A 22,757-nucleotide genomic window follows, 5' to 3' on the forward strand; every position below is an offset into this window, starting at 1 on the left:
ATGCCAGTAGAGCGAAGTGTTGCCGGTATCCGACCGGCCGCCTCTACACCCGTGTATCAAATCCCCGGGAAATTCCGGAGACGATCCGGAGACGCAATCGTAAAGGCGTCACCGCGGGACGGTGGCATCCATTTACATCTCAACGGTGCAGGAAATAATAATGAAAAAAACCGCCTCAAAAATCCCATCATTATTTCTGTTCTTGTGGGCATGGAGTTCGATGCCGGCGGCGGTCGCGGCAACCTGCGAGTACTTGGTGGTCAACGACTGGGGCTCGGGGGCGCAGGCCGGTATCCGCATCACCATCGACGGCGCCAGCGCCATCGATGGCTGGGAGGTCGACTGGGAGTACAGCGACGGCACCGTCGTGACCGACAGCTGGAACGCCAACCTGTCGGGCAACAACCCTTACACGGCGAGCAACCTGTCGTGGAACGGCAACATCCAGCCGGGGCAGTATGCCGAGTTCGGCCTGCAGGTGAGCAATGGCTCCGGCAGCGCCGCGGTGCCGGTTGTAACCGGTTCCGTCTGTGACGGGGGCAGCAGCTCCAGTTCGAGCTCCTCGAGCAGCAGTTCAAGCTCGAGTTCGTCATCCGGTTCCAGCTCCTCCAGCAGCTCATCCTCCAGCAGCTCATCCTCGAGCAGCGGTGGCCCCAGCGGCCCGCCGCCGGCGGTGGAGATCCAGCGGGCCTTCCCGAACCTGACCTTCGGCCAGCCGCTCGGCCTGCTGCAGGCGCCGGGGGACGACTCGCGCTGGTACGTGCTGGAGAAAACCGGGGTGGTCTACTGGATCGACGCCAACGACGATTTCACGTCCACCAAGAACACCTACCTGGATCTGTCCGGCACGGTCGATACCGCCGTCGAGGGCGGCCTGCTGGGAATGGCCTTCCACCCCGACTACCAGAGCAACGGCCAGGTGTACCTGTCGTTCACCACGCCGGCTTCGGATCCCATGACCTCAGTGGTCGCGCGCTATACCGAGAGCGCGGGCGGCGCCAGCCTGGACGCCGGCTCGCGCCAGGACATCCTCACCCTGCAGCAGCCCTACGCCAACCACAACGGCGGCCAGATCGCCTTCGGGCCCGACGGTTACCTGTATATCGGCTTCGGCGACGGCGGTTCGGCCAACGATCCCGAGGCCAACGGCCAGGATACAAGCAACTGGCACGGCGCCATGCTGAGGATCGATGTGGACAGCGGCTCGCCCTACGGCATTCCCGCGGACAACCCCTTCGCAAGCGGCGGCGGCAGGCCTGAGATCTACGCCTACGGCCTGAGAAACCCCTGGCGCTGGAGCTTCGACCGCCTCACCGGTGACCTGTGGCTGGCGGACGTGGGCCAGGCGCTGTACGAGGAAGTCAATATCATCGAGAAGGGCGGCAACTACGGCTGGCGCTGCCGGGAGGGTTTCCACGCTACTTCCAACAGCTGCAACGGCAGCGGCCCCTACGACGATCCCCTGTTCGAATACGATCACGGCCAGGGGCAATCGATCACCGGCGGTTACGTCTACCGCGGCTCGCAGATCGCCGGCATGAACGGCGCCTATGTCTTCGGCGACTACCAGAGCGGCAGGGTCTGGGCCTACACCGACGCCATGTACCCGCTGGCGGATACGAATATGGGCATCGCCTCCTTCGGCGAGTCCAACGGCGGCGAGATCTACCTGGTGGATATCGCCGGCGGCACCCTGCACCGGGTAGTCGCGGAAGGCGGCAACAGCTCCAGCAGTTCCAGCTCGTCGTCGAGCAGCAGTTCCTCCTCGAGCAGCAGCTCCAGTTCCAGCAGCTCCTCAAGCAGCTCGACTTCGGGCAACTCGTCCAGCGGCGGCAACGGCGGTGGCGTCTCCTGTGCGATTACCTTCGAGAATGTCTGGGACAACGGCTACCAGCTGGATGTCACCGTGACCAACGGCGGCAACAGCCCGGTGAGCAGCTGGGAGGTGGCGCTTCAGTTCAGTGAGCCGCCGCAGATCACCGGCAGCTGGAATGTGAACAGCAGCGTCTCGGGCAACACGGCCGCCTTCAGCGACGTCGGCTGGAACGGCAGCCTCGCGCCGGGCGACAGCACTACATTCGGCTTCCAGGGCAACCACGACGGCAGCTTTGCGCTACCCGGCTGCAGCGGCCCGGGCTCATCGAGCAGCAGCTCCAGTTCCTCGTCCGGCAGCTCCAGCTCGTCCAGCAGCGGCGGCATCGATACGGGCAATATGACGGGCTCCGAAATCTACAGCGCCGTCTGCGCCGACTGCCACGGTTTCGCCGCCGACGGCGGTTCGGTGGGAGTACCGCTGAACGTGCCGCAGGACCTGGATTTCATGATCGGCTATATCGAGAGCGCCATGCCCCAGAATCAGCCGTCCGCCTGCGACGCGGACTGCGCGGAGAAGGTCGGCAACTATATCGCCGATACCTTCTGGGAGGACCAGCCGCCGCCCAACTGCAGCATCGTCCGCTACGGCGCCCGCCAGCTGAAGATCCTGACGCGCTCCGAGTACCAGAACACGGTCGAGGACCTGCTGGGCGTCGATTTCGCCGCTGCCGAGGGCCTGGCCGAGGACAGCCGGGTCGGCTACTTCATCAACAACGCCCACGCCTCCATCGTGACTGGCAGCTACGACCGCTACCTGACGGCGGCCGAGGAAATCGCGGCCTGGTCGGCGGCGCGCGATTTCTCGCCGGCACTGAGCTGCGCCTCCTTCAACCAGAGCTGCGCCGACCAGTTTATCGGCGAGCTGGCACCGAAAGTGTTCCGCCGGCCGCTGGACAGCCAGGAAGTGGCGACCTATTCGGAACTGGCCAACGGCACCTTTACCGACGGCGACGTACACTCCGGCATCCAGCTGGCGCTGACGACCATGCTGTCCTCGCCGCAGTTCCTCTACCGCCACGAGCTGGGCGAACCCAACCCGGCCAACAGCGAGATAGACGCGGATTCCTACGAGTTGACCTCCTACGAAATGGCCACCTGGCTGAGCTATTCCTTCGCCGGTTCCACACCGGACGACACGGCGCTGCAGAAGGCGGCCAACGGCCAGTTGCGCGATCCGGTGCAGATCCGGCAGGAAGCGCAGCGGTTGCTGGACCTTGCCGAGGCCAGGGAAACCATGGGCGACTTCGTCGGCAGCTGGCTGGATACCGACAAGCTGGAAAATTCGCCCAAGGACGCGGCCACCTGGCCCGGCTTCGAGAATGTGGCGCCGCACATGGAGCGGGAAATCCGCGAAGTCTTCGCCGAGGTCATGTTGAACGGCAGCGAGTCCTTCGCCTCCCTCTACGACTCCAACTGGACCTTCGTCAACGGGCCCCTGGCGCAGCACTACGGCATCGGCGGCGTCTCCGGCGACGCCTTCCAGCGGGTCACCACCAGCGACCGCGGCGGCATCCTCACCAGCGGCGCCTTTATGTCGCGCTGGGCCGAACGCGTCGAGACCTCGCCGATCCGGCGCTCGGTGCGGGTACGCCGCCGCATGCTGTGCCAGGACCAGCCGGATCCGCCCGCCGGCATCGCGGAGAGCCGCGCGGAGCGCCTCGAGGAACTGGCGGACCTTCTGGCCGATCCGGCGACCACCAACCGCATGAAGTACGAGGCCCTGACGTCCGTCGCGCCCTGCCTGAACTGCCACCAGGAGTGGATCAACCCGCTCGGCGGCGGCATGGAGGACTTCGACTCGGTGGGCAATCCGCGCAGCGTCGACCTGAACGGCAATGTGATCGATGCCAGCGGGCAGTTGTACGCGCCCGATGTCCTGAGCAACCGCGGCGAGTGGATCGAATTCGACGGTGCCCGGGGCCTGGGCCAGGTGCTGGCGACCCTGCCCAGCGCGCAGTCCTGCGTCTCGCAGAACATGTTCCGCTTCATGCTCGGCGTGGGGCACGACAACATCGACAACAGCAATCCGCAGGGGCGGGAACTGGATCCGCTCGAGGAGGACGGTTACACCTGCACGGTTCGGGATATGACCGACACCCTGGTGCAGCAGAGCCCCCGCACCATGCTCGAGAGCATGAGCACGCTGGATGCGGTGCGCTACCGCAAGGAGTGGCAGCGTTGAGGGGCGGTTCCGGGACTCGGGACTCGGGACTCGGGACTCGGGACTCGGGACTCGGGACTCGGGACTCGGGACTCGGGCAAGAATACTCAAGTCAGATGCGAAGGCCCCCGGCAGCGGGGCCGCCCAAGCCTTTCTTACGGGCAACGGGGGGCGAGTAGTTACAAAAATAAAAGGGTCAGATCATGGCAAAGCGATACAGGAACGAGTTTGACAAAAGGCGCAGGGATTTACTGAAAATCTTCGCGGCCGCGGGCATCAGCAGGGGGCTGATGCGGGCCTCGCCGCTGGTCACGGGCATGATGGTCTCCCGCTGGGCCGAGGCGCAGACGGGGCCCAACAAGTCGGTGGTCATCTACGTGCCCGACGGCGCCCTGGCGGAACACTGGTACCCCAACGGCGACCTGACCAGCTTCGGCGCCATGTCCCAGCCCTACAGTTCCGTCGCCAGCGAATGCAACTTCCTCAGGAACATGGGCCACCACCGCGGCGGGCACGGCGTCATGCCCACCATCATCAACAACAGCTGGGGCGGCGACAGCTTCGACGTCAACATGGGCAGAATTCTCGGCGAAAACCTGCCATTCACCTACGTCAACCTGGGTGTACACAGCAACGGCAACGGCGTCCTGACCAAAGACAAGGGCGCGGAAGTACCGTTTGAAGACAACCCCTTCAACGCCTTCAACCGCCTGTTCGGCAACCTGCAGCCCGGCGGCGGTGGCGGCGATCCCAAGCTCAACGCGGTGGACGCGCACCTGGAGGCGGTCAACGCGCTGAAAACGAAACTGGGGACTTACGAACAGCAGCGCCTGGATTCGCACCTGACCGCCATCGAGGAAACCCAGCAGCGCCTGCAGGATCTGGCCGGCGGCGGCCTGTCCTGCAACGCCGCCACCCCACCCGCCCAGTTCCCGATCGAATTTTCCACCTTCCAGCAACAGGCGGAACTGCAGGCGGAGATCATCGCTCTGGCCCTGGAGTGCAACTTCACCGCCTCCTGTTCGCTGGCGCTGGGCAACGACGGCGCCGAGTTCTCCCTGCCCTACCTGAATTTCAAGGACACCTACCACTCGTCTATCCACGGCGGCAACGGCGGCGATCCGACCTACCCCTTCTACCGGGAGACGCGGGCGCACCTGAGCAGCCTGTCGGCCTTCCTGATCGGCCGCCTGAGGGACCGGGGCCTGCTCGACAGCACCATCGTCTGCGAAGTCACCGACATGGGCAACGGGGACGCCCACGGCAGCAACGACGTGCCCCTGATCATGGCCGGTGGCGGCGGCGCCATACAGCGCGGTGTATCCAATGCCGGCGGTGCCTCCTATACGCCCCTGCACCAGATACACACCGCGGCGGTGGCGCTGCAGGCCGACCAGCATCCGCTGTATCAGGGTTATCAAAACGAAGTGATTCCGGGGGTTTTGGCCTAGACAAAGTGATCAGGAATAAACTCGCACAAATTACCGCGCTGGCTCTCACGGCTGCCTCCCTGGGCGGATGCCCGGAATCCGACCGGGATACTCCTCCGCCCCGGAACGGGCTCAACGATACGGGCATCACCTGGGGCGCGAACTATCCCCGGGGCGTCAACGGCGACTGCAGCGCAAGCATCGACCTCGAACGGCTGCCCGAGGGGGCGTCGTTGGGCGGCGATATCCTGAGCCAGCAGGACTGCAGGCACGGCAGGGACACCGCCGGCGGCGACGCCGACGGCGCGGCAGGCTTTGTCTTTCGCAAGATTGACGATCGGGGCGAACCGCTGCCCGCGGACGCACAGAAGTGGCACTGCGTACTGGATGAAATCACCGGCCTGGCGTGGGAGGTCAAGCAGCCGGGCGACGGGGTCTACGGCAACCGGGGGCGGCACGACGCGGACGATGTGTACACCTGGTATAACCCCAACAAGCGCATGAACGGCGGCGCCATCGGCGACTGGAACAGCCACTACGCCCAGTGCACGGGATACGTCCGGGGTCAGCCCGCCACCTATTGCAATATCGAGGAATTCGTCAGTCGCATCAACCGGCGGGGCCTGTGCGGCTTCAATGACTGGCGTGTGCCGACCCTGGCGGAACTCGCCACCCTGGTGCACTTCGGGCGCAGCGCCCCGGCTATCGATACGGCGTATTTTCCCAACGCGAAAGGCGGTTTTTACTGGAGCCATTCGCCCGACGCCAGGCTGGAGGAAAGGGCCTGGGCGGTCAATTTCCAGTTCGGCTATTCCGCACCCATGCCGCGCGACAACGGCCGCCATGTGCGGCTGGTCAGAAACTGGAACAGTGGAGATTCGGGGGCGAAATGATCGATAGCTTGCGCAATACGGCACTGCTGTTGGTGTTGCTGGCACCGCTCTCCCAGGCGCAGGCCGCCCAGCATTGCAAAACCGGACATATGGCGGCGACCGCACCCTCCTCGCGCTACCGGCAACAGGATGACGGCGCCATTGTCGACACAAAAACCGGCCTGATGTGGCGCGCCTGCCTGGAAGGTGTCGCGGGCAAAACCTGTGATCGGGGCGAACCGCTGGCGTTGACCTGGGCCGAGGCGCTGGCCTACGTACCGACATTCAACGGTGAAGGCGGTTTCGGCGGCCACAGGGACTGGCGCCTGCCGAATATCCGCGAACTGGGCACCCTGGTCGAACTGCAGTGCGCCGGCCCCGCAATCAACCTGGCGATTTTCCCCAACGCGGCCCCTGCGGATGTCTGGTCGTCATCGCCCGCCAATTTTCATACGCACTATTCGTGGCACGTCAATTTTGCAACCGGCGCTTTTACCTACGGCGAAAGGACGAAGCCGAAAGCCGTTCGACTGGTGCGCGACGCGCTGTGAGGTCGTTTCTTAGCGGGCATCACCTGCGATTGTTGCGTCAGGACGCGATTTTCTCCAGCAGGCGAATCACCCTGCTTACATCGGCGTCGGTTGTGGACCAGTTACTGAAGGCAGCACGCAGCGCGTCCCCGCCCCGCCACTGCCCGGGCGTCATAAATACCTCGTCGCTGCCGTTCAGCCTTCTCAACCAGGCGCGCATTTTCGCGGGCGGAAGACCACCACATTCAATTTGCGGGGCACCAGCAGCTCGTAGTGAACCTGCCCCTGCGGGCGGCACTGGCGGACTTCGTCAACGGCGGCTACTACCGCCGCCACCTGCAGCGGCTGCGCCCGGCGCTGGCGGAACAGTTGCCGGCCTACCGCCACGTATTGGATGAAGCCATGCCTGCGGGCACGGCAATTTCGAAACCGGACGGCGGTTTCGTGCTGTGGCTGACATTGGCGGAGGAATTCGACGGAATGGCCCTATTCGAAGCCGCCGCCGCGGAAAACATCAGCATCCTACCCGGCCAGGGATTTTCCAGCCTGGGGCGCTACCGCAACTGCACTCGCATCAACTGCGGCTGGCCCCTGGACCAGAACTTGCAGCGGGCTCTGGAATCGCTGGGCAAGATGGCCGCAAGGCTCAGTCGTTGAACAACAATTCCAGCGGATAGCCGGTAAACGGCTTGGTCTTCTCGATCACCAGGTGGGAGGTCATGCGCGAGATGGCCGCGTCCTCGTTGGCGAGCAGCTGCTCGGACACGCGGTTGAAGTCCGCCGCGTCCGGGCAGACGAAACGCAGCATATAGTCGAATTCGCCGGACATCTTCACGCAGGAGACTATCTGCGGAATATCGTTGATGGCGCGGCGGAAGCTTTCGCTGGTGCGGGCGTCCTGGCGCTTCAGGGCCACGTTGACGTAAAACTCGGCGTGGCGCACCTTGTCCAGGTTCACCTCGGCGTGAAACTCGCGGATATAGCGCTCGCTGGTCAGGCGCTTGACCCGCGCCAGGCAGGCACTCTCGGAAAGTCCTATCTCTTCACTCAGCTTCAGGTTGCTGATGCGCGCATTGGTCTGCAGCGCCTGCAAAATACGCAGATTGTGCCGGTCGATTTTCACTTGGCTGTTCTTTTGATCTTGGAAAAGGGGCAAGGATAGCGGCATTCGCGGGCAATCGCATCACGTACTGCACCCGCCGCGTAGGGGCCGAAGGCGCCGCGAATACCTGGAGCGGCTGGAACGAACCTTGTGTTCGCCCGTTTCGGGTCAGTGCGCGGCGATCGAATGGGCGAACACAAGGTTCGCCCCCATCATGATGCCGGGGATTAACCCGCCCGGCGGCTGCCGGCGGTGACGAAACGCTCAATGCGGTCCAGGGCGCGGGAGAGTTCCCCCTCGTCCGCGGCCAGGGTCAGGCGCACGTGGTTGGCGGCGCTGGTACCGAAGGGCGCGCCGGGCAGTACGGAAACCCGCTCCGCATCCAGCAATGCCTCGGCAAAGGCCTGGCCACTACTCCCCTCTTTCGAGTGGGCCACCCGGGACACGTCCACCATCACGAACATACCCGCCTCGGGGGAGTAGCAGCTGAGGCCGGGGATCTGGTTGATCCGCGGGACTATCAGGTCGCGACGGCGCTCGTAGGCCTCGCGCATCTGCTTGACGAAGTAGGTGTCGAACTCCAGCGCAAAGGCGGCGGTCTCCTGGATGAATTGCGGGCAACCGAAGATGGTGGCACCGGCGAATTCGATCAGCCGCTCCACCAGTGGCCCGCGGGCCACCGCCCAGCCCAGGCGCCAGCCGCTCATGGCGTGGGACTTGGACAGGCCGTCGATCACGACGATATTGTCCAGCTCCGCCGCCGCGGTACGCAGGGAGGTGTGGCGGCGGGCGAAGGTGATCATCGAATACATCTCGTCGCACACCAGCCAGACGTCGCGCTCGCGGCAGTAGGCGGCCAGTTCGCGCAGCTGCTCCGGGGTAGCCATGGCGCCGGTGGGATTGACCGGGGTATTGATCATCACTGCGCGGGTGTCCGGGCCTATGGCGGCCTCGATCGCGTCCACGTCGAAGGCGAAGTTGGTCTCCGCCGGACAGGCGACCTTCTTGACCTTCAGGCGCAGGGAGTCACAGATAGGCACATAGCCGATATACATGGGCTCGGGAATCACGATTTCCTCGCCCGGGTTCAGCAGGCATGCGAGCACCGCGTAGATGGCGTTGGTGCCGCCGGGGAAGACCACCACGTCGTCCGGGCTGCAGGGGTGCGGGGAGACCTTGCTCTCGATATCGGCGATGGCGCGGCGCAGCATCGGCTCACCGGCGGCCGGGGAGTAGTGGGTGCGGCCGACGCCGAGGCGGGCGCGGGCGAAATCGAGGATCGGCTCCGGGGTGTCGAAGTTGGGGTCGCCCACGCACAGGAAGATCACATCCTCGCCCTTGTCGGCCAGTTCGTGGGCGCGGTCGCTGACCGCCCAGACGTCGGCATCGGCGCTGTTGAGGGCTTCACTCTGTTTGCTGAATCGGGGACTGAACATCGTCACTGGTGTCACTTTCGGGTTGTTATCGATACTTCTAACGTTAACAACGGCGCGGGTAATTGATGGCGATATAGAGGCTCGAATTTCGCATTCCTGCGGCTTTTTCAGCGGCTTTGCCGCAGAAAATTCGGTGACACTTTTGTGACTCCCCCGCCCCCGGCCCCTCCCCGCAAGCGGGAGAGGGGAGCTATTCTTTCTCGCCCAGGAGGATCCGACGAGTCCCGAGTCCCGAGTCCCGAGTCCCGAGTCCCCAGTCCCCAGTCCCCAGTCCCCAGTCCCCAGTCCCCAGTCCCCAGCATTAGAAGCGGTAGTTCAGGTTCAGCCCGCCCACCGTGTCCTCCGGGCGCACCAGGATATTGCCGGAGAGCTGCAGCTTGTCGGTCAGGTTGAGGCCCACCAGGGCACCGAAGCCGTTCTGGAAGAAGCCGGCGTTGCGGCTGTCGTAGGCATTCAGGTAGGCGCTGTTGCCGGGAATGGACTTGACGCCGATGCCCACATTCGCGGTGTCGTCTCCGCCGTTGTGCTCCAGCCACACCTCCCCGAACCAGCGCCAGTCCGCCTCTTCCGGCGCGTTGTAGAAGAAGCCGGCGCGCAGCCGATAGTACTCGCGGTCCTGGTGGCGAACATAGAGGCCGAGGGGGTCCAGGGTCTGGCCGTTGCTGCCGATATAGGTGAGGTCCGGATCGGTGGATTCGCGGAAGCTGTCCACATCCACCTGGGTCCACTCGGCCGACACGAAGGGGCCTATCTGGCAGGGAAGCGCCGGCGCGCTGTCGTAGCCGGCGCGGGCAAACAGGGCGGTGGCACTGCCGTCGGTATCGCCCTCGATGCGCGTGCTGAAAGTCTGGCCGAGGTGGATGTCGCGGTCCACCTCGTGGTAATCGATATCGCTGTAGGTGATGCCGCCGTCCACGAACCAGCGCTCGTCGTCCCAGCGCCCCAAGGCGGAAAGATTCCAGCTGCGGGCCTTCAGGGACAGGTCTGTGGGCGTGTAGTCGTTGCCGGCGTAGGACAGCGCCAGGGCCCACTCGAAATGGTCACCGGCGGCAAAGCTGAAGCCGAAGAAGCCATCCCAGCCATTGCTCTCCCGGTTGGGGGCCGGGCCCTGGCCGAGGTCGGTGTACTGCCAGGCGGCGCTGAAAAACACCGTGGTGGTGGGATCGCGGAAGCGCTGCGCCACCAGGTGGTGGTCGATATTGGACTGGTGCAGGCGCGTGTTCTGGTAGCCCAGGTCCGGCAGCATGCCGAAGCCCACCGGCGCGCTCAGTACCGAATAGTAATAATCCCCGAGCAGCTGCCCGGCGGCCAGGGTCGGGTGCACGCCGTCGTTGAACAGCAGCCGGTCCGAGTCGGGGGCGCTGCCGGTCTCGCTGTAGACGGGATTCGGGTTGGAGCAGGCGCCGGCGGCGTAGCAGGTCCTGGCCTGATCGATGTTGGCGAAGCCGAAGAGCCCGGGTCTGGCCAGGGCCAGGGCGCCCATGCCCTCGGTGTCCAGGATCAGTACATTGCCGACAAAGTTCAGCTGTATCCGCAGCGAGTTGTTGAACAGCGCCGTGCCTATGTTGGCCGCGCTGATTGCGTCGGGGCCAATGTCGTTCATCAGCGGCGTATCGCCCACCCGCGGCGCGTTGGACACCACCACATAGTCGGCGCCGGCAATGCGCAGTTCCCGGGCCGCGGTGGCGAGGAAATTTGCGGCGCGCTCCATGCTGTCCGGGGAAACAGTCCCGGCAATGGTGGCGGCGATGATGTCGTTGCCGCCGCCGTTCAGGTAGTAGAGGGTGTCGCTGGAGACGCCGTTCTGCGGCAGATAACCCTGGCCGGTACCGAAGGGCACGCCGGTGAGGGTGATATCGTTGTTCGGGTCGTCCACCAGTGCCTGCAGGGCCGCGGGATCATCGAAGGCGGCGACCGCTGCGGCCACCTCCGCAGGGGAGAGGAAAGGGCTCTCGCCGGCGGCCGGATCGCAGACGCCGTCGGCGCCGCAGCGGCTGGAGTCCGGCAGGATCGTGGTCAGGGCATTGTGATCGGCGACGGTGGTATTCGGAAACAGTTGGCGGAAGCGCTGCGGCCCCACAACGTCCAGCAGCACGTCCGCGGTGTGGTTGCCGCCCACGGCCCAGTTGCTGCCGTTGGCCAATACCGAGGCCGCTACCTGCTGGAACTGCCCGGCGGGATCCGCGGCGCTCGGGTAGCAGGGAACCGGCCCGCCGATGCTGATCCCCAGGCCGGAACAGGAGGGCTCCAGTGGATCCAGGCCGAAGTTCTGCGCGGTAAAGCTGATCGCCGGCTGTCTCGGCAGTATGCCGTCGGGATCGCTGCTGGTGAAAATGCCGGCGTTGCCGCTGTCCGACAGGCTGTCGCCGAAGACGACAATACTCTGATACAGGAGATCGTTGCCGTTATCGGCATATGCGGTGGCGGCGCTGGCGAGGGCCACGGCGGCACAGACAGGTCTGAGGGGAAAACCCATTGCGCACTCCATTGCGGAAATTGGTCAGATCACGATGGGGCAAGTATAGACACGCCGCCCGGCGGTGCAGTGCGGCAAGAGATCACTCGATAGGTAGCGACAGCTATTCAAAATTTATCGAATAGTACCCAGCGAATCACCACCGCCGTCCAGTCGATCGACAAAGGGAATCACCAGGCCACTGATCGCGGCCGCCAGGGGTCCCCAGCACAGGGACAGGATCAACAGGGATTCCCAGCTCTCCCTGCCCCAGTCGGCGGGGCCGAAATACACACTGTTGCTGTAGACGAGAGGCGCCAGGATAAAGCCGGTGGCAAACGCCACCAGCGGCCGCCCAACCAGGAAAGAGAGGGAATAGCGCAGGGTGGTGGCGAGCATGGCCCACATGCAGATGACCCAGGCCGGTGGCAGATTGGAGCCATAATCCAGCACCCGATTGGCCATAAATAGCCACTCCGTCAGGAAGCCGGTAAAGATAAAAAACAGCACGATAAAGATGTCGCGCTGATCGTGCCACAGGGCAAAATGGGACATCAGGATCACAAACAGCGCCACCAGCGCCATGGCATTACCGCCGAGAATGGCGATCCACCAGCCGCAGAAATACATCGAGAAGTTGAGCAGCTGTTTCATGCTTCCAGCTCGCTTATTCTGCCGAACCCAAAATCATTCCGTCGATTTTTCCAACTCAAGTTTCGGAGTTCACAGGGATTGCCAACGCCGCGGGGAGATGCCTTCGAGCGGCCCTGCTGCCGGTGGCCACCTGGTAAAAAACCTCATCGGTAGATATTTGCCAGGTGGCCACCGGCAGCAGGGCCTCGCACAGTGCCAACCGGAGGCTTCCTGCCCTCGATGTGAACTCCGAAACTTGAGTTTCCAAGAATATAGACCAGCGCAACACGCCCCGAACCGTTACTCACTTCAAATCGGCGAACACGGCGATCGCGCGTTTGCGACTCTGCGCAACATCACAGATTGGCGGAGGATAGCCCGCCAGGGGCGGCGGGCAGTGAATCTGATCCCTGTCCAGATGGCGCAGCTCCGGCACGAACTCGCGGATGAATATTCCCTCCCTGTCGAACTTCCGCGACTGGCTGTAGGGATTGAATACGCGGAAGTAGGGCACCGCATCGGTGCCGGTGGAGGCGGCCCACTGCCAGCCGCCGTTGTTGGCGGCCAGGTCCGCGTCTATCAGGTGCTGCATGAAATAGCGCTCGCCCCGGCGCCAGTCGATCAGCAGGTTCTTGCTCAGGAAGGATGCCACGACCATGCGCAGGCGGTTGTGCATCCAACCGGTTTCATTCAGCTGGCGCATGGCCGCATCGACGATAGGCACCCCGGTTTTGCCCGCGCACCATTTCTGGAACTGCCGCTCGTCGCAGGACCAGGGTACCTTTTCCGTCTCCGTTTTGAACGGCTTGTGCATGCAGAGCCGCGGAAAGGCCGCGACCAGGTGGGTGTAGAACTCGCGCCACAGCAGTTCGCCCAGCCAGCAGCTGACGCCCTCGCTGCCGCCGCTCCAGCGGCCGCCATTCAAGTCCAGCGCCATGTGCGCGCACTGGCGGATCGAGACGGCGCCGCAATTCAGGTAGGGAGACAGGCGCGACGTGGCGTCCAGCGCGGGAAAGTCCCGCTCCTCCGCGTAGCCGCCGATTTCCTCGCGGAACTCCCGCAGGCGTTTTCCCGCGGCCTGCTCTCCCGGCACCCAGCCCAACAGCCTGCCATCCCTGTCGGGCGCGAGCCCGTATCCCTGCAGGCGATGGGGAATTTTCTGCACCAGATTGTGCTCGCCCTCCATTTGAATCCACTTCGGCCAGCCGCCGTAGCCGCCCAGCCTGCGCGGTGGCGGCAGTGGTGCGAAGCTGTCACTGCCGCACTGGGCAATGAAGGCGCGCTTGAAGGGGGTGAACACCCTGTAGGTTTCGCCGCTGGCAGTCTTGAGCGAGCCCGGGGGCAGCAAGGTGCGGTCGCTACTGTATTCCACCGGAACCCCCACTGTTTTCAGCGCATCGCGCACGGCGTCGTCGCGGCGCCGCTCGTTGAGGGGGTATTCCGCGTTGGCAAAGAGTGCATCGATTTCCAGTCTCTGCGCCACCTGCACCAGCGCCCGCGGCACCTGTTCGAAAGTCGGCAGTTCGAGGAAATAGAGCGGGATATTGCGCCCCGCCAGGCTCTGCTGCAGTTCGCGCAGGCAGGCGAGGCGGAAGGCGACCACCGGCTCGCCGTCATCGTGGCTGTGCCAGGTCTGCGGGCAGGCGATAAAGACTACCGCCAGCTCATCGCAACCTTTTGCCGCGCGGTAGAGCGCCGTGTTGTCGTTGAGGCGCAGGTCGTTGCGCAGCCACACCAGCCCGCGCGCGAAGGCCCGGGCGGCCATCAGGGTCGCTCCGGCTGCTGCGAATCCGCCAGCGCGCACGCCTCGGGCTCCGCGGCGAGCAGCACCTGGCTGTGAATAAACGCGTGCCGGCTGCGGGGCAGATAGCGACGCAGCAGACTCAACACCGCGGACAGGGGTTTCCGGCCCAGGCGATAGTCCTCGATCAGTTGCACCAGCTCGGCTCTCTCCGCCCTGCCGAGGAACTCCCGCAGGTGCCCCTGGCTGTGCATCAGCGCATTGGTCCTGTTCTCGCGGCTCGCCGGATGGGCGAGGATCTCCATGATCCGGCCGCGCGCCTCGAAGGCCAGTTGTCCGGGTGGCAGCGCCTTGGCACCGGCGAGAAAGCGGCCCAGTTCGCGGGTCATCTCCTGGTGGTGGGCCAGCAGCAGGTATTTGTAGGCGGAGTAGAACTCGATCACTTTCGCCGGGCGCGGGTCCGGCGCCACATAGCGGTGCCAGGCGTCGTAGGCGAAGACCCGGGTGAGGAAATTCCCGCGGATCTCGCGGTTGTCCAGCCGCCCCGCCTCCTCGACCGGCAGGTGCGGAAAGTGCGTCCGCAGGCGCGCGGTGAACAGGCCGGCGCCGTGGGCCAGTGGCTCGGCCTTTCCCGGCGGGTAGTGCGGTGTGCTGCCCACACCGCAGCTCGGCGACCTCTGCATCAGGATAAAGCCGCGCAGCTGCGCCACCCGGGGCACGATTCGGTCCGCATAGCCCTCGAGTGCCTCGCTTGCGTCCATCGAAGGATCGTCCACGCCGACGGCGCGCAGGCGGTCGCTGGCGACCAGGTGAATGGGCGGTCGCGGCACGCCCAGGCCTATGGCGACCTCCGGGCAGAAGGGCGCATAGTCGAAGCAGCGGCTCAACAGCCCGGTGCAGACCCGGCTCAACTTGTGGCCGCCGTTGTAGCGCACCGGGTCCCCCAGCGCGCACTGGCTGATGCCTACCGGAATCTTCTGTGTCAGCAATTGGATCGTCACAAGAGTCCCAGGTCCACGATGACAGGTACAACTTTTATATCCCGGAGGCGAAAGCCACACAAGAAATCCCACCGCCCCGGGATGACGCTTCTCCACACGGCGAGACGGCCGGTGGCCCGGGCGCCGCTTGCGCATACAGGCGCCGCGGCTACAATGCAGGGCCGCATTTTCCACAGGTGCTCCCGAGAGCTACGGATTTACCCCCATGATCCCAGCACTGCGCGAAGTCGACGAGGTACAGGCGCTCTACCTGCAATTCCTGCAGGCACTGGCGGACGCCGGTTTTCGCGGCGATATCAGCCCCAGCTACGCCAGCCGCACGGTGCTGGCCACGGACAACTCCATCTATCAGGTGCTGCCCCAGGCGGTGGTCTACCCGCGGGATACCCGCGACCTGCAGTTGGTGGCGGTACTGGCGGATCGCGAGGACTTCCACCAGGTGGTGCTCTCCCCCCGCGGCGGCGGCACCGGCACCAACGGCCAGTCCCTGACCGACGGCCTGGTGGTGGATATCTCCCGCCATATGAACCGCATCCTGGAGATCAACGCCAAGGAGCGCTGGGTGCGGGTGCAGGCGGGGGTGGTCAAGGACCAGCTGAACGCGGCACTGAAGCCCCACGGCCTCTTCTTCGCCCCGGAGCTGTCCACCAGCAACCGCGCCACCATCGGCGGCATGATCAATACCGACGCCTCCGGCCAGGGCTCCTGCGTCTACGGCAAGACCCGCGACCATGTGCTGGAACTGTCCGCGGTGCTGCTGGGCGGCGAGCTGTGGAAATCCGCACCGCTGAATGACGAAGAATTGAAGGAAATCACCGCACGCGACGACCGCATCGGCAAGGTACACGAGACCTGCAACGAGATAGCCCGCGACAAGGCGGCGCTGATCGAGCAGAAGTTCCCCAAGCTGAACCGCTGCCTGACCGGCTACGACCTGGCCCACATCCGTGAGGGCGACCAGTTCAACCTGAACAGCGTGCTGTGCGGCTCCGAGGGCACCCTCGGCTTTATCGCCGAGGCGAAGCTGAACCTGCTGCCGATCCCCAAATGCGCGGCGCTGGTGAACCTGAAGTACGACCACTTCCGGGACGCCCTGCGCGACGCCAAGGACCTGATGGGGGCCGGCCCCACCTCCATCGAGACGGTGGACAGCAAGGTGCTGATGCTGGCGATGGAGGATATCGTCTGGCACAGCGTCAGCGAGTTTTTCCCCTCCGACGATCGCCCGGTAAAGGGCATCAACCTGGTGGAATACACCGCCGACTCGGAGGAGGAACTGGACCTGCTGCTGGCCGGCTTCACCGGCCGTGTGGACGCAGTGATAGGCCAGCCGGGCAAGAGCTTCGGCTACACCATCGCCCGCGGCCACAGCGAGGTGAACCGCATCTGGGGCATGCGCAAGCGCGCCGTGGGGCTGCTCGGCAATGTGCAGGGAGAGAAACGCCCGATTCCCTTCGTCGAGGACACGGCGGTGCCGCCGGAGAACCTGGCGGACTTTATCGCCGAGTTCCGCGCGGTGCTCGATGAAGCCGGCCTCGACTACGGCATGTTCGGCCACGTGGATGCGGGCGTGCTGCACGTGCGCCCGGCCATCGACATGAAGGACCCCGAGCAGGCGGCACAGATACGCCCGATCACCGACCAGGTGGTGGCGCTGACACAGAAATACCAAGGGTTGCTGTGGGGCGAGCACGGCAAGGGCGTGCGCTCCGAGTACGCGCCGGAGTTCTTCGGCGAGCTCTACCCGGAGTTGCAGCGGATCAAGGCCGCCTTCGACCCGCGCAACCAGCTGAACCCGGGCAAGATAGCCACACCGAGCCGCGCCTCGGCGCTGCTGAAGATCGACCGGGTCACCACCCGCGGCGAGCTGGACCGGCAGATCCCGGTACAGGTTTGGGACGGCTATGGCGAAGGGGTGCACTGCAACGGCAACGGCGCCTGCTTCAACTGGAACCCGGACGACGCCATGTGCCCGTCCTACAAGGCCACCCGCGAGCGCATCCACTCCCCCAAGGGCCGCGCAACCCTGATGAAGGAGTGGCTGCGGCTGTTGAGTGAACGGAACGTGGACGCGGTGGAGGCCGCGCGCAGGTTCCGGGAGCAGTCCTTCTTCGTCGGCCTGCCCGGGCGCATCGTGAACTCCCTGGCGAAGATGCGCGGCGAGTACGACTTCAACCACGAGGTGAACGAGGCCATGCAGGGCTGCCTCGGCTGCAAGTCCTGCTCCGGCCAGTGCCCGGTGAAAGTGGATGTGCCCGAGTTCCGCAGCAAGTTCCTCGAGCTCTACTACAGCCGCTACCTGCGCCCGCTGAAGGATTACTTCGTCGGCGGCCTGGAGTTCGTGATGCCGCACCTGGCGAGGCTGCCGCAGCTGTACAATTTACCCTTGGGCCTGAGGCCGGTGTCCTGGCTGCTGGAGCGCGGCCTGGGCCTGGTGGACAGCCCGCTGCTGGCGCAGAAGACACTGCGCAAGACCATGGGCGAGTTGGGCGTGCCCTTCGCCAGTCCCGCCTGCCTCAAGGCCCTGGGACCGGCGCAGCGCAACCGCGCGGTAATCATCGTCCAGGACGCCTTCACCAGCTATTTCGACGCCGAAGTGGTCGGCGATACCCTGCGCCTACTGAAGCAGCTGGATTTCGTGCCACTGGTGGCGCCATTCAAGGCCAACGGCAAGCCGCTGCATGTGCACGGTTTCCTGCGCCAGTTCCGACGCGTGGCCGAGGGCAACAGCGATATGCTGAATGAACTGGCCGCCAGCGGCGTACCCCTGGTGGGCGTGGATCCATCCATGACCCTGACCTACCGCGCCGAGTACCGGAAACTGCTCGGCGAAGGCGCACCCAAGGTGCAGCTGCTGCAGGAATGGCTGGCCGGGCAGTTGGAGCACCTCGAACAGCAGCGCCCACGGCTGAATCCCACCAGCTTCCGCCTGCTGCCCCACTGCAGCGAGCAGACCAACGCCACCGCCTCCCTGCGCGACTGGCAGAGCATCTTCGAGGCCCTGGGGCTGGAACTGCACACGGAGAGCCTCGGCTGCTGTGGCATGGCCGGCACCTACGGCCACGAGACGGCGCACAGGGAGACTTCCCGCACCATCTTCCAGCAGTCCTGGGCGCCGCGGCTGTCAGAAGCCAGCGCCGACGGGAAGGGCACGCTGCTCGCCAGCGGCTACTCCTGCCGCTGCCAGGCCAAGCGCTTCGCGGGTGTGACTCTGCGCCATCCGTTGCAGGGAGTGCTGGCGCAGCTGCGGGTTGAGGGGTGATACTGAGAAGTATCGGGACTCGGGAAATTTGTAGGGTGCGCCGTGCGCACCGACCGATCAACGGTGCGCACGGCGCACCCTACCTCTACCACGGGAAAGGCCGATGTACAAAAGCCTGACCAGATTGCTGTTCTTGGCGGCGCTACTCGCGCCGGGTGCCGCTCTCGCGGAGCCGGCTCCGCAACAGCTGGTCGACGAAGCCGAAGAACTCGCCCTGGACGGCGATTTCGAGGCCGCCCTGCCCCTCTATGAGAAAGCCATCGCCGCCCTCGCCAGCCGGCCGCAACAGCAGCAGGCCCTGCGCTACCGCTACGGCATGGTGCTGAACGCCCTGAGCGCGCGGGCGCGCCCAGACCTCTACCCGCTGGCGCGGGCCCAGTTCGAGTCGGTGCTGGACTACCTGGACGGCGGCGCCTCCCTGGGACATCCGCCCCCCTTCGAACACTCGGCCGCCCGGGTGCGTTCGGCCCTGGCCCACACCTATCACCAGCAGTCCGCCAGCGAGGAGGACCCGGTACAGAAAGCGCACTTCCTGCGCACCGCCTACCTGTTCTATAGCGGCGCCGCCCGCGACCTGGCGCGACAGAGGGAGTGGCACAATCTGGCCATCACCTATTTCAATCTGGGGCAGGTGTGCGAGTGGCAGGGCAACCTGGAAGAGGCCATCGAGTGGCTGGAGAAGGCCGTGGAGCTCGATGCCCGCCACGGCTTTGCCGACCTCGAAGAGGACCGCGCCTACCTACTGGCCCTGCGCCAGCTGGTCAATCCCCCGGCCCGCGCCAGCAGCACGGCCCTCTAGCCATTTTAAACCCGGATACCCATCCCTATTTTCCATACAGAACGTATGGTTTCTCCTCCTATATGCCTGTTTCAAGGCTGGAAATCGCTTTTCCGGACGCTCGGTCACAAATAATTCAAAGGAAATTTTTTACTTTCCGCCCCGGGATTAGGAAGACAACCTAATACAAATTTTATACAGCCGTTAGGATGACATCGTTGTCAGCAAATACCTGAGTAAAGAAATCAATTACCAAACCGGAAGTGCATTTTTTGACCAACCGTTTACGGATACTTGATCTCCAAGAATTATTTTTCAGAATCCCTGCGTGACCGGGGTAAATATGCTCACGCCAGGAAATAACCTGTCATAACGTACGGCTTTTTGCCGACTTCCCAGAAAAAGTTGATATGGGGTCATCAGTCCGTAATATAGCGATCACTGATCAAACATTGATCAGTTATTTCCAAAGGCACTTGGAAACTTCACAAGCACCTTTTGGCTTGCGGCCCATTTGAATCCTGGAGGTATCGGGACATGATGAAACAGACTCTGCGCAATTCGGCACTTTTTGTAATCGCGTTTCTCGCAGCAGCAGTGAGCCTGAATGCATCTGCCACCGTGAAAAAGACCATGACCGTCGACGCCACCGCTTACAACTCAGTACCCGGACAGACCGACGGCGATCCCTGGGTAGCGGCCTGGAACAACCGCCTGCGCCCGGGCCAAAAGGTCATCGCAGTGTCCCGTGACCTCGAAAAGCACGGCCTGACCAACGGCGCCAAGGTAAAGATTGAGGGGCTGCCCGGCACCTATACCGTCCGCGACCGCATGAACAAGCGCTTCAAGAACCGCATCGACGTGTGGATGGAAAAGGACATCAAGAAGGCGCGCAAGTGGGGCAAGAAAAAACTGAAGGTCTCCCTGCTGAAGAAGAAATAACTGATTATTGACGACAGCGGTTGACCCCGCCCCTGAAAGCCCCGCCCTCCAGCGGGGCTTTTTATTTGGGGACTGGGACTCGGGAAAGCGCGTAGGTTGGGGTGAGCCCTGCGAACCCCCAACAGCGAAGTCCCGACCTCCTCGTTGGGCTTCGCTGCGCTCAGCCCAAGCTACCATTCAAGCGAACCCACGCGGGGCGAGCCCGCCAATTCCGCTAGGGCTCCGTCTCCGCAGTAATACCCGGCAGCTCCACACAGTCGCTGTTGTCGATATAGAAAATACTCGGCTGGCGGTTCTCGTTGTAGCGGTGCTCCAGGCCGTCCTCACCGAATACGATCAGGTATTCCGACTTGATCCAGCCGCCGTTCTCCCGGTATTCACTGAGCCACAGCAGCGATGGCTGGTTCTCATAGCAGCGGCCGTAGAACATGCGCGTCTTTTCCACCAGTTCCTTGCTCAGGTAATCGAGATACCGACCGGGATAGGTGTAGCGGTCGACGCTGGCCGTTTCCCCGTCGCCCTCCTCCCCGTTGCCACCTAGCCGGTGAATATAGATGGCCGTGTTCTCGTCGCAGTCCACGCAGCTGCGGCCGGCGACAATCGCATAGCCGCGCAATTCGGAAATCAGTTTGGCTTCCGCCAGCCCGGTATCGAGAAGGCGCCGATCGGAAAGCTGGATGCTTTCTGCTGCGGCCAGGGGGCTCAGCAATAGGAAGGAAAGAAAACAAAGTGCTTTCATGGAGAGGGAACCGCCCGCGAACACCAGGTCGCACCGCCGGAGACAATCAGTCCGTGGTTGCCTCGCGACGGTGCTGTGATTGGGTTGTGTGCTGTCACACTGTCGCGATTCCCTTCTCAGTTAACCATAGCATAGCCCGGACATTGCGTTGCCGGCTGTGATGATCGCGCCGAGATCTGTGCGCTCAGCGCATTTTTTCGGCGTATATGCATGCTTACTGCCTGTATTAGCCGAAAAAATGCGCTGAGCGTGCAGAGATCAAGTGAGGGCGCAGCCGGCAAAGCAATGTCCGGGCTCACCCGGACATTGCATCGGGGCGGGGAATCGGCGGGGCGGATCGGGGGAAGTCACCAGCTCTCGTCGGTCTCCTGGACCGGGCCGACGAAGGTCGCTATGCCCTCTTCCCGCAGCGCGTCCAGGGCCTCGTCCAGCGCCTCTCGTTCCGTATCGAATGCATCCTCCCACACGGTGGAGTTGTCGTTCTCGTCGACGATCTCCAGCAGCCAGCCGCCCTCGCCATCTTCGTAAATATCGATGTGGACCGTCACATCGCCCTCGCGATAGGTCTGGCTCAATTCCGACTCTCTGGGTGCAAACTCTTCATCCATGGGGATAGCCTCATTTTGGTGTTGCCGAACTGTGACAACTTGTGGCCCGACGGTCAATTGCTTTTCGCAGCCCGCCACCACTGATTGATAAATGTACGACAACTGCGCCCGTCTGCGATAAAATGCGCGGCGATTTTTGACCTGTGCCCGACGTACAGGTCCCACTGCCCCGGATTTACGCTCCGGCCCGCAAAGAGGAAACAACATGAAACAGATCGTCGTCTGCGCGCTCTACAAGTTCGTCACCCTGGACGACTTCGAATCCCTGCGCGCCCCCCTGCTCAAGGTCATGATGGACAACCGCGTGCGCGGCACCCTGCTGCTGGCCCGCGAGGGCATCAACGGCACCGTGGCCGGCACCCGTGAGGCCATAGACACGCTGCTCTCTTACCTTACGTCGGACCCGCGCCTGGCCGAACTGGACCACAAGGAGTCCTACACCGACAAGCCCCCCTTCCTGCGCAGCAAGGTGAAGCTGAAGCGCGAGATAGTCACCATGGGTGTGGAGGGCATAGACCCGCGCCGCACCAAAGGCACCTACGTCAAACCCGCCGACTGGAACGCGCTGATCAGTGACCCGGAAGTGCTACTGATCGACACCCGCAACGACTACGAGTACCAGGTGGGCAGCTTCCGCAATGCGGTGAATCCCAATACCAGCAGCTTCCGCGAATTCCCGCAGTATGTACGCGACAACCTGGACCCGGCCAAGCACAAGAAAGTGGCCATGTTCTGCACCGGCGGCATCCGCTGCGAGAAGTCCACCGCCTACCTGAAGGAACAGGGCTTCGAGGAGGTCTACCACCTGCAGGGCGGCATCCTCAAATACCTGGAGGAGGTGCCGTTGGAGGAGACCCTGTGGGATGGTGAGTGCTTTGTCTTCGACGACCGGGTGACCGTCAACCACAACCTGGAGCGCGGCAACTACGACCAGTGCAACGCCTGCCGCATGCCGGTGACCGAGGAGGAAAAACGGTCACCCATGTTCGAACAGGGCGTCAGCTGCCCGCACTGCTTCGACAGGGTTTCCGAGGCCGACCGGGCGCGCTTTCGCGAACGGGAAAAGCAGATACAACTGGCCAGGCAGCGCGGCGAGGAACATATTGGACTGGAGGCGCGGGAAGTGACCGCCGCGCGGCGCCGCCGGAAACAGGAAGAGCGCCGCCGCCAGGCGGAGGCGCAGAGTTCTTAG

At 63.9% G+C, this 22,757-nt stretch carries 18 protein-coding genes; 9 read left to right on the forward strand and 9 right to left on the reverse strand.

Going from position 1 to position 22,757, the window contains the following annotated elements; genetic code table 11:
* The first annotated feature begins 220 nt into the window (after positions 1-220).
* The 4 genes from AC6R19_RS02610 (at position 221) to AC6R19_RS02625 (ending at position 6,889) form a co-directional block, all read left to right on the forward strand.
* Positions 221-4,057 carry a cellulose binding domain-containing protein gene (locus AC6R19_RS02610; protein ID WP_500577923.1) on the forward strand — a complete coding sequence of 1,279 codons (3,837 nt, stop codon included), beginning with the start codon at positions 221-223 and terminating at the stop codon, positions 4,055-4,057.
* 182 nt (positions 4,058-4,239) lie between these two features.
* Entirely contained in the window at positions 4,240-5,487 is a 1,248-nt protein-coding gene (locus tag AC6R19_RS02615; RefSeq protein WP_500577924.1) for a DUF1552 domain-containing protein, read from the forward strand.
* Positions 5,488-5,492: 5 nt separating this feature from the next.
* Positions 5,493-6,359 carry an Lcl C-terminal domain-containing protein gene (locus AC6R19_RS02620; RefSeq protein ID WP_500577925.1) on the forward strand — a complete coding sequence of 289 codons (867 nt, stop codon included), beginning with the start codon at positions 5,493-5,495 and terminating at the stop codon, positions 6,357-6,359.
* Positions 6,356-6,889 (forward strand): Lcl C-terminal domain-containing protein, encoded by a 534-nt coding sequence (locus AC6R19_RS02625; protein WP_500577926.1) that lies wholly within the window; start codon positions 6,356-6,358, stop codon positions 6,887-6,889. The genes AC6R19_RS02620 and AC6R19_RS02625 overlap by 4 nt, the downstream gene beginning before the upstream one ends.
* A 37-nt stretch (positions 6,890-6,926) precedes the next feature.
* Here AC6R19_RS02625 and AC6R19_RS02630 read toward each other — a convergent pair whose 3' ends face one another.
* The gene (locus AC6R19_RS02630; protein ID WP_500577927.1) at positions 6,927-7,076 is read right to left on the reverse strand and encodes a hypothetical protein; all 150 of its coding nucleotides are present in this window, start codon (positions 7,074-7,076) and stop codon (positions 6,927-6,929) included.
* A 65-nt stretch (positions 7,077-7,141) separates the two neighbouring features.
* Here AC6R19_RS02630 and AC6R19_RS02635 point away from each other — a divergent pair, with 65 nt between their 5' ends.
* A complete protein-coding gene (locus tag AC6R19_RS02635) occupies positions 7,142-7,525 on the forward strand; it encodes an aminotransferase class I/II-fold pyridoxal phosphate-dependent enzyme (protein WP_500577928.1) in 384 nt (127 codons plus the stop codon).
* Here AC6R19_RS02635 and AC6R19_RS02640 read toward each other — a convergent pair.
* From AC6R19_RS02640 to AC6R19_RS02665, 6 genes are all read right to left on the reverse strand, one after another.
* Positions 7,515-7,991: an Lrp/AsnC family transcriptional regulator gene (locus tag AC6R19_RS02640; protein ID WP_500577929.1), complete on the reverse strand. Its 477-nt coding sequence runs from the start codon at positions 7,989-7,991 to the stop codon at positions 7,515-7,517. The genes AC6R19_RS02635 and AC6R19_RS02640 overlap by 11 nt on opposite strands.
* A gap of 206 nt (positions 7,992-8,197) precedes the next feature.
* On the reverse strand, positions 8,198-9,406 hold the full coding sequence (locus AC6R19_RS02645; protein ID WP_500578026.1) for a pyridoxal phosphate-dependent aminotransferase: 1,209 nt from the start codon (positions 9,404-9,406) through the stop codon (positions 8,198-8,200).
* A 301-nt stretch (positions 9,407-9,707) separates the two neighbouring features.
* Positions 9,708-11,882, reverse strand: a complete 2,175-nt coding sequence (locus AC6R19_RS02650; RefSeq protein WP_500577930.1) for an autotransporter outer membrane beta-barrel domain-containing protein — start codon at positions 11,880-11,882, stop codon at positions 9,708-9,710.
* Positions 11,883-11,996: 114 nt separating this feature from the next.
* Positions 11,997-12,515: a DUF2878 domain-containing protein gene (locus tag AC6R19_RS02655; protein WP_500577931.1), complete on the reverse strand. Its 519-nt coding sequence runs from the start codon at positions 12,513-12,515 to the stop codon at positions 11,997-11,999.
* 283 nt (positions 12,516-12,798) lie between these two features.
* Positions 12,799-14,259, reverse strand: coding sequence for a cryptochrome/photolyase family protein (locus AC6R19_RS02660; RefSeq protein WP_500577932.1), 1,461 nt, complete (start codon positions 14,257-14,259; stop codon positions 12,799-12,801).
* Positions 14,259-15,236, reverse strand: a complete 978-nt coding sequence (locus tag AC6R19_RS02665; protein ID WP_500577933.1) for a YbgA family protein — start codon at positions 15,234-15,236, stop codon at positions 14,259-14,261. Before AC6R19_RS02665 ends, AC6R19_RS02660 begins: the two co-directional genes overlap by 1 nt.
* A gap of 205 nt (positions 15,237-15,441) precedes the next feature.
* On the opposite strand from AC6R19_RS02665, the gene ydiJ reads away from it, so the two are divergent.
* From ydiJ to AC6R19_RS02680, 3 genes are all read left to right on the forward strand, one after another.
* Complete coding sequence (ydiJ, locus tag AC6R19_RS02670) at positions 15,442-18,498, forward strand: D-2-hydroxyglutarate dehydrogenase YdiJ (RefSeq protein WP_500577934.1); 3,057 nt, start codon at positions 15,442-15,444, stop codon at positions 18,496-18,498.
* 103 nt (positions 18,499-18,601) lie between these two features.
* Positions 18,602-19,297, forward strand: a complete 696-nt coding sequence (locus AC6R19_RS02675) for a tetratricopeptide repeat protein (RefSeq protein ID WP_500577935.1) — start codon at positions 18,602-18,604, stop codon at positions 19,295-19,297.
* A gap of 516 nt (positions 19,298-19,813) precedes the next feature.
* Positions 19,814-20,218 carry a 3D domain-containing protein gene (locus AC6R19_RS02680; protein ID WP_500577936.1) on the forward strand — a complete coding sequence of 135 codons (405 nt, stop codon included), beginning with the start codon at positions 19,814-19,816 and terminating at the stop codon, positions 20,216-20,218.
* 214 nt (positions 20,219-20,432) lie between these two features.
* On the opposite strand, the gene AC6R19_RS02685 is transcribed toward AC6R19_RS02680, so the two are convergent.
* Complete coding sequence (locus AC6R19_RS02685; RefSeq protein ID WP_500577937.1) at positions 20,433-20,957, reverse strand: hypothetical protein; 525 nt, start codon at positions 20,955-20,957, stop codon at positions 20,433-20,435.
* Between the two features lie 347 nt (positions 20,958-21,304).
* Entirely contained in the window at positions 21,305-21,565 is a 261-nt protein-coding gene (locus AC6R19_RS02690; protein WP_500577938.1) for a baseplate wedge protein 53, read from the reverse strand.
* Between the two features lie 205 nt (positions 21,566-21,770).
* Here AC6R19_RS02690 and trhO point away from each other — a divergent pair, with 205 nt between their 5' ends.
* Positions 21,771-22,757, forward strand: a complete 987-nt coding sequence (trhO, locus tag AC6R19_RS02695) for an oxygen-dependent tRNA uridine(34) hydroxylase TrhO (RefSeq protein ID WP_500577939.1) — start codon at positions 21,771-21,773, stop codon at positions 22,755-22,757.

The organism is Microbulbifer sp. SE14 (genome assembly GCF_059834885.1).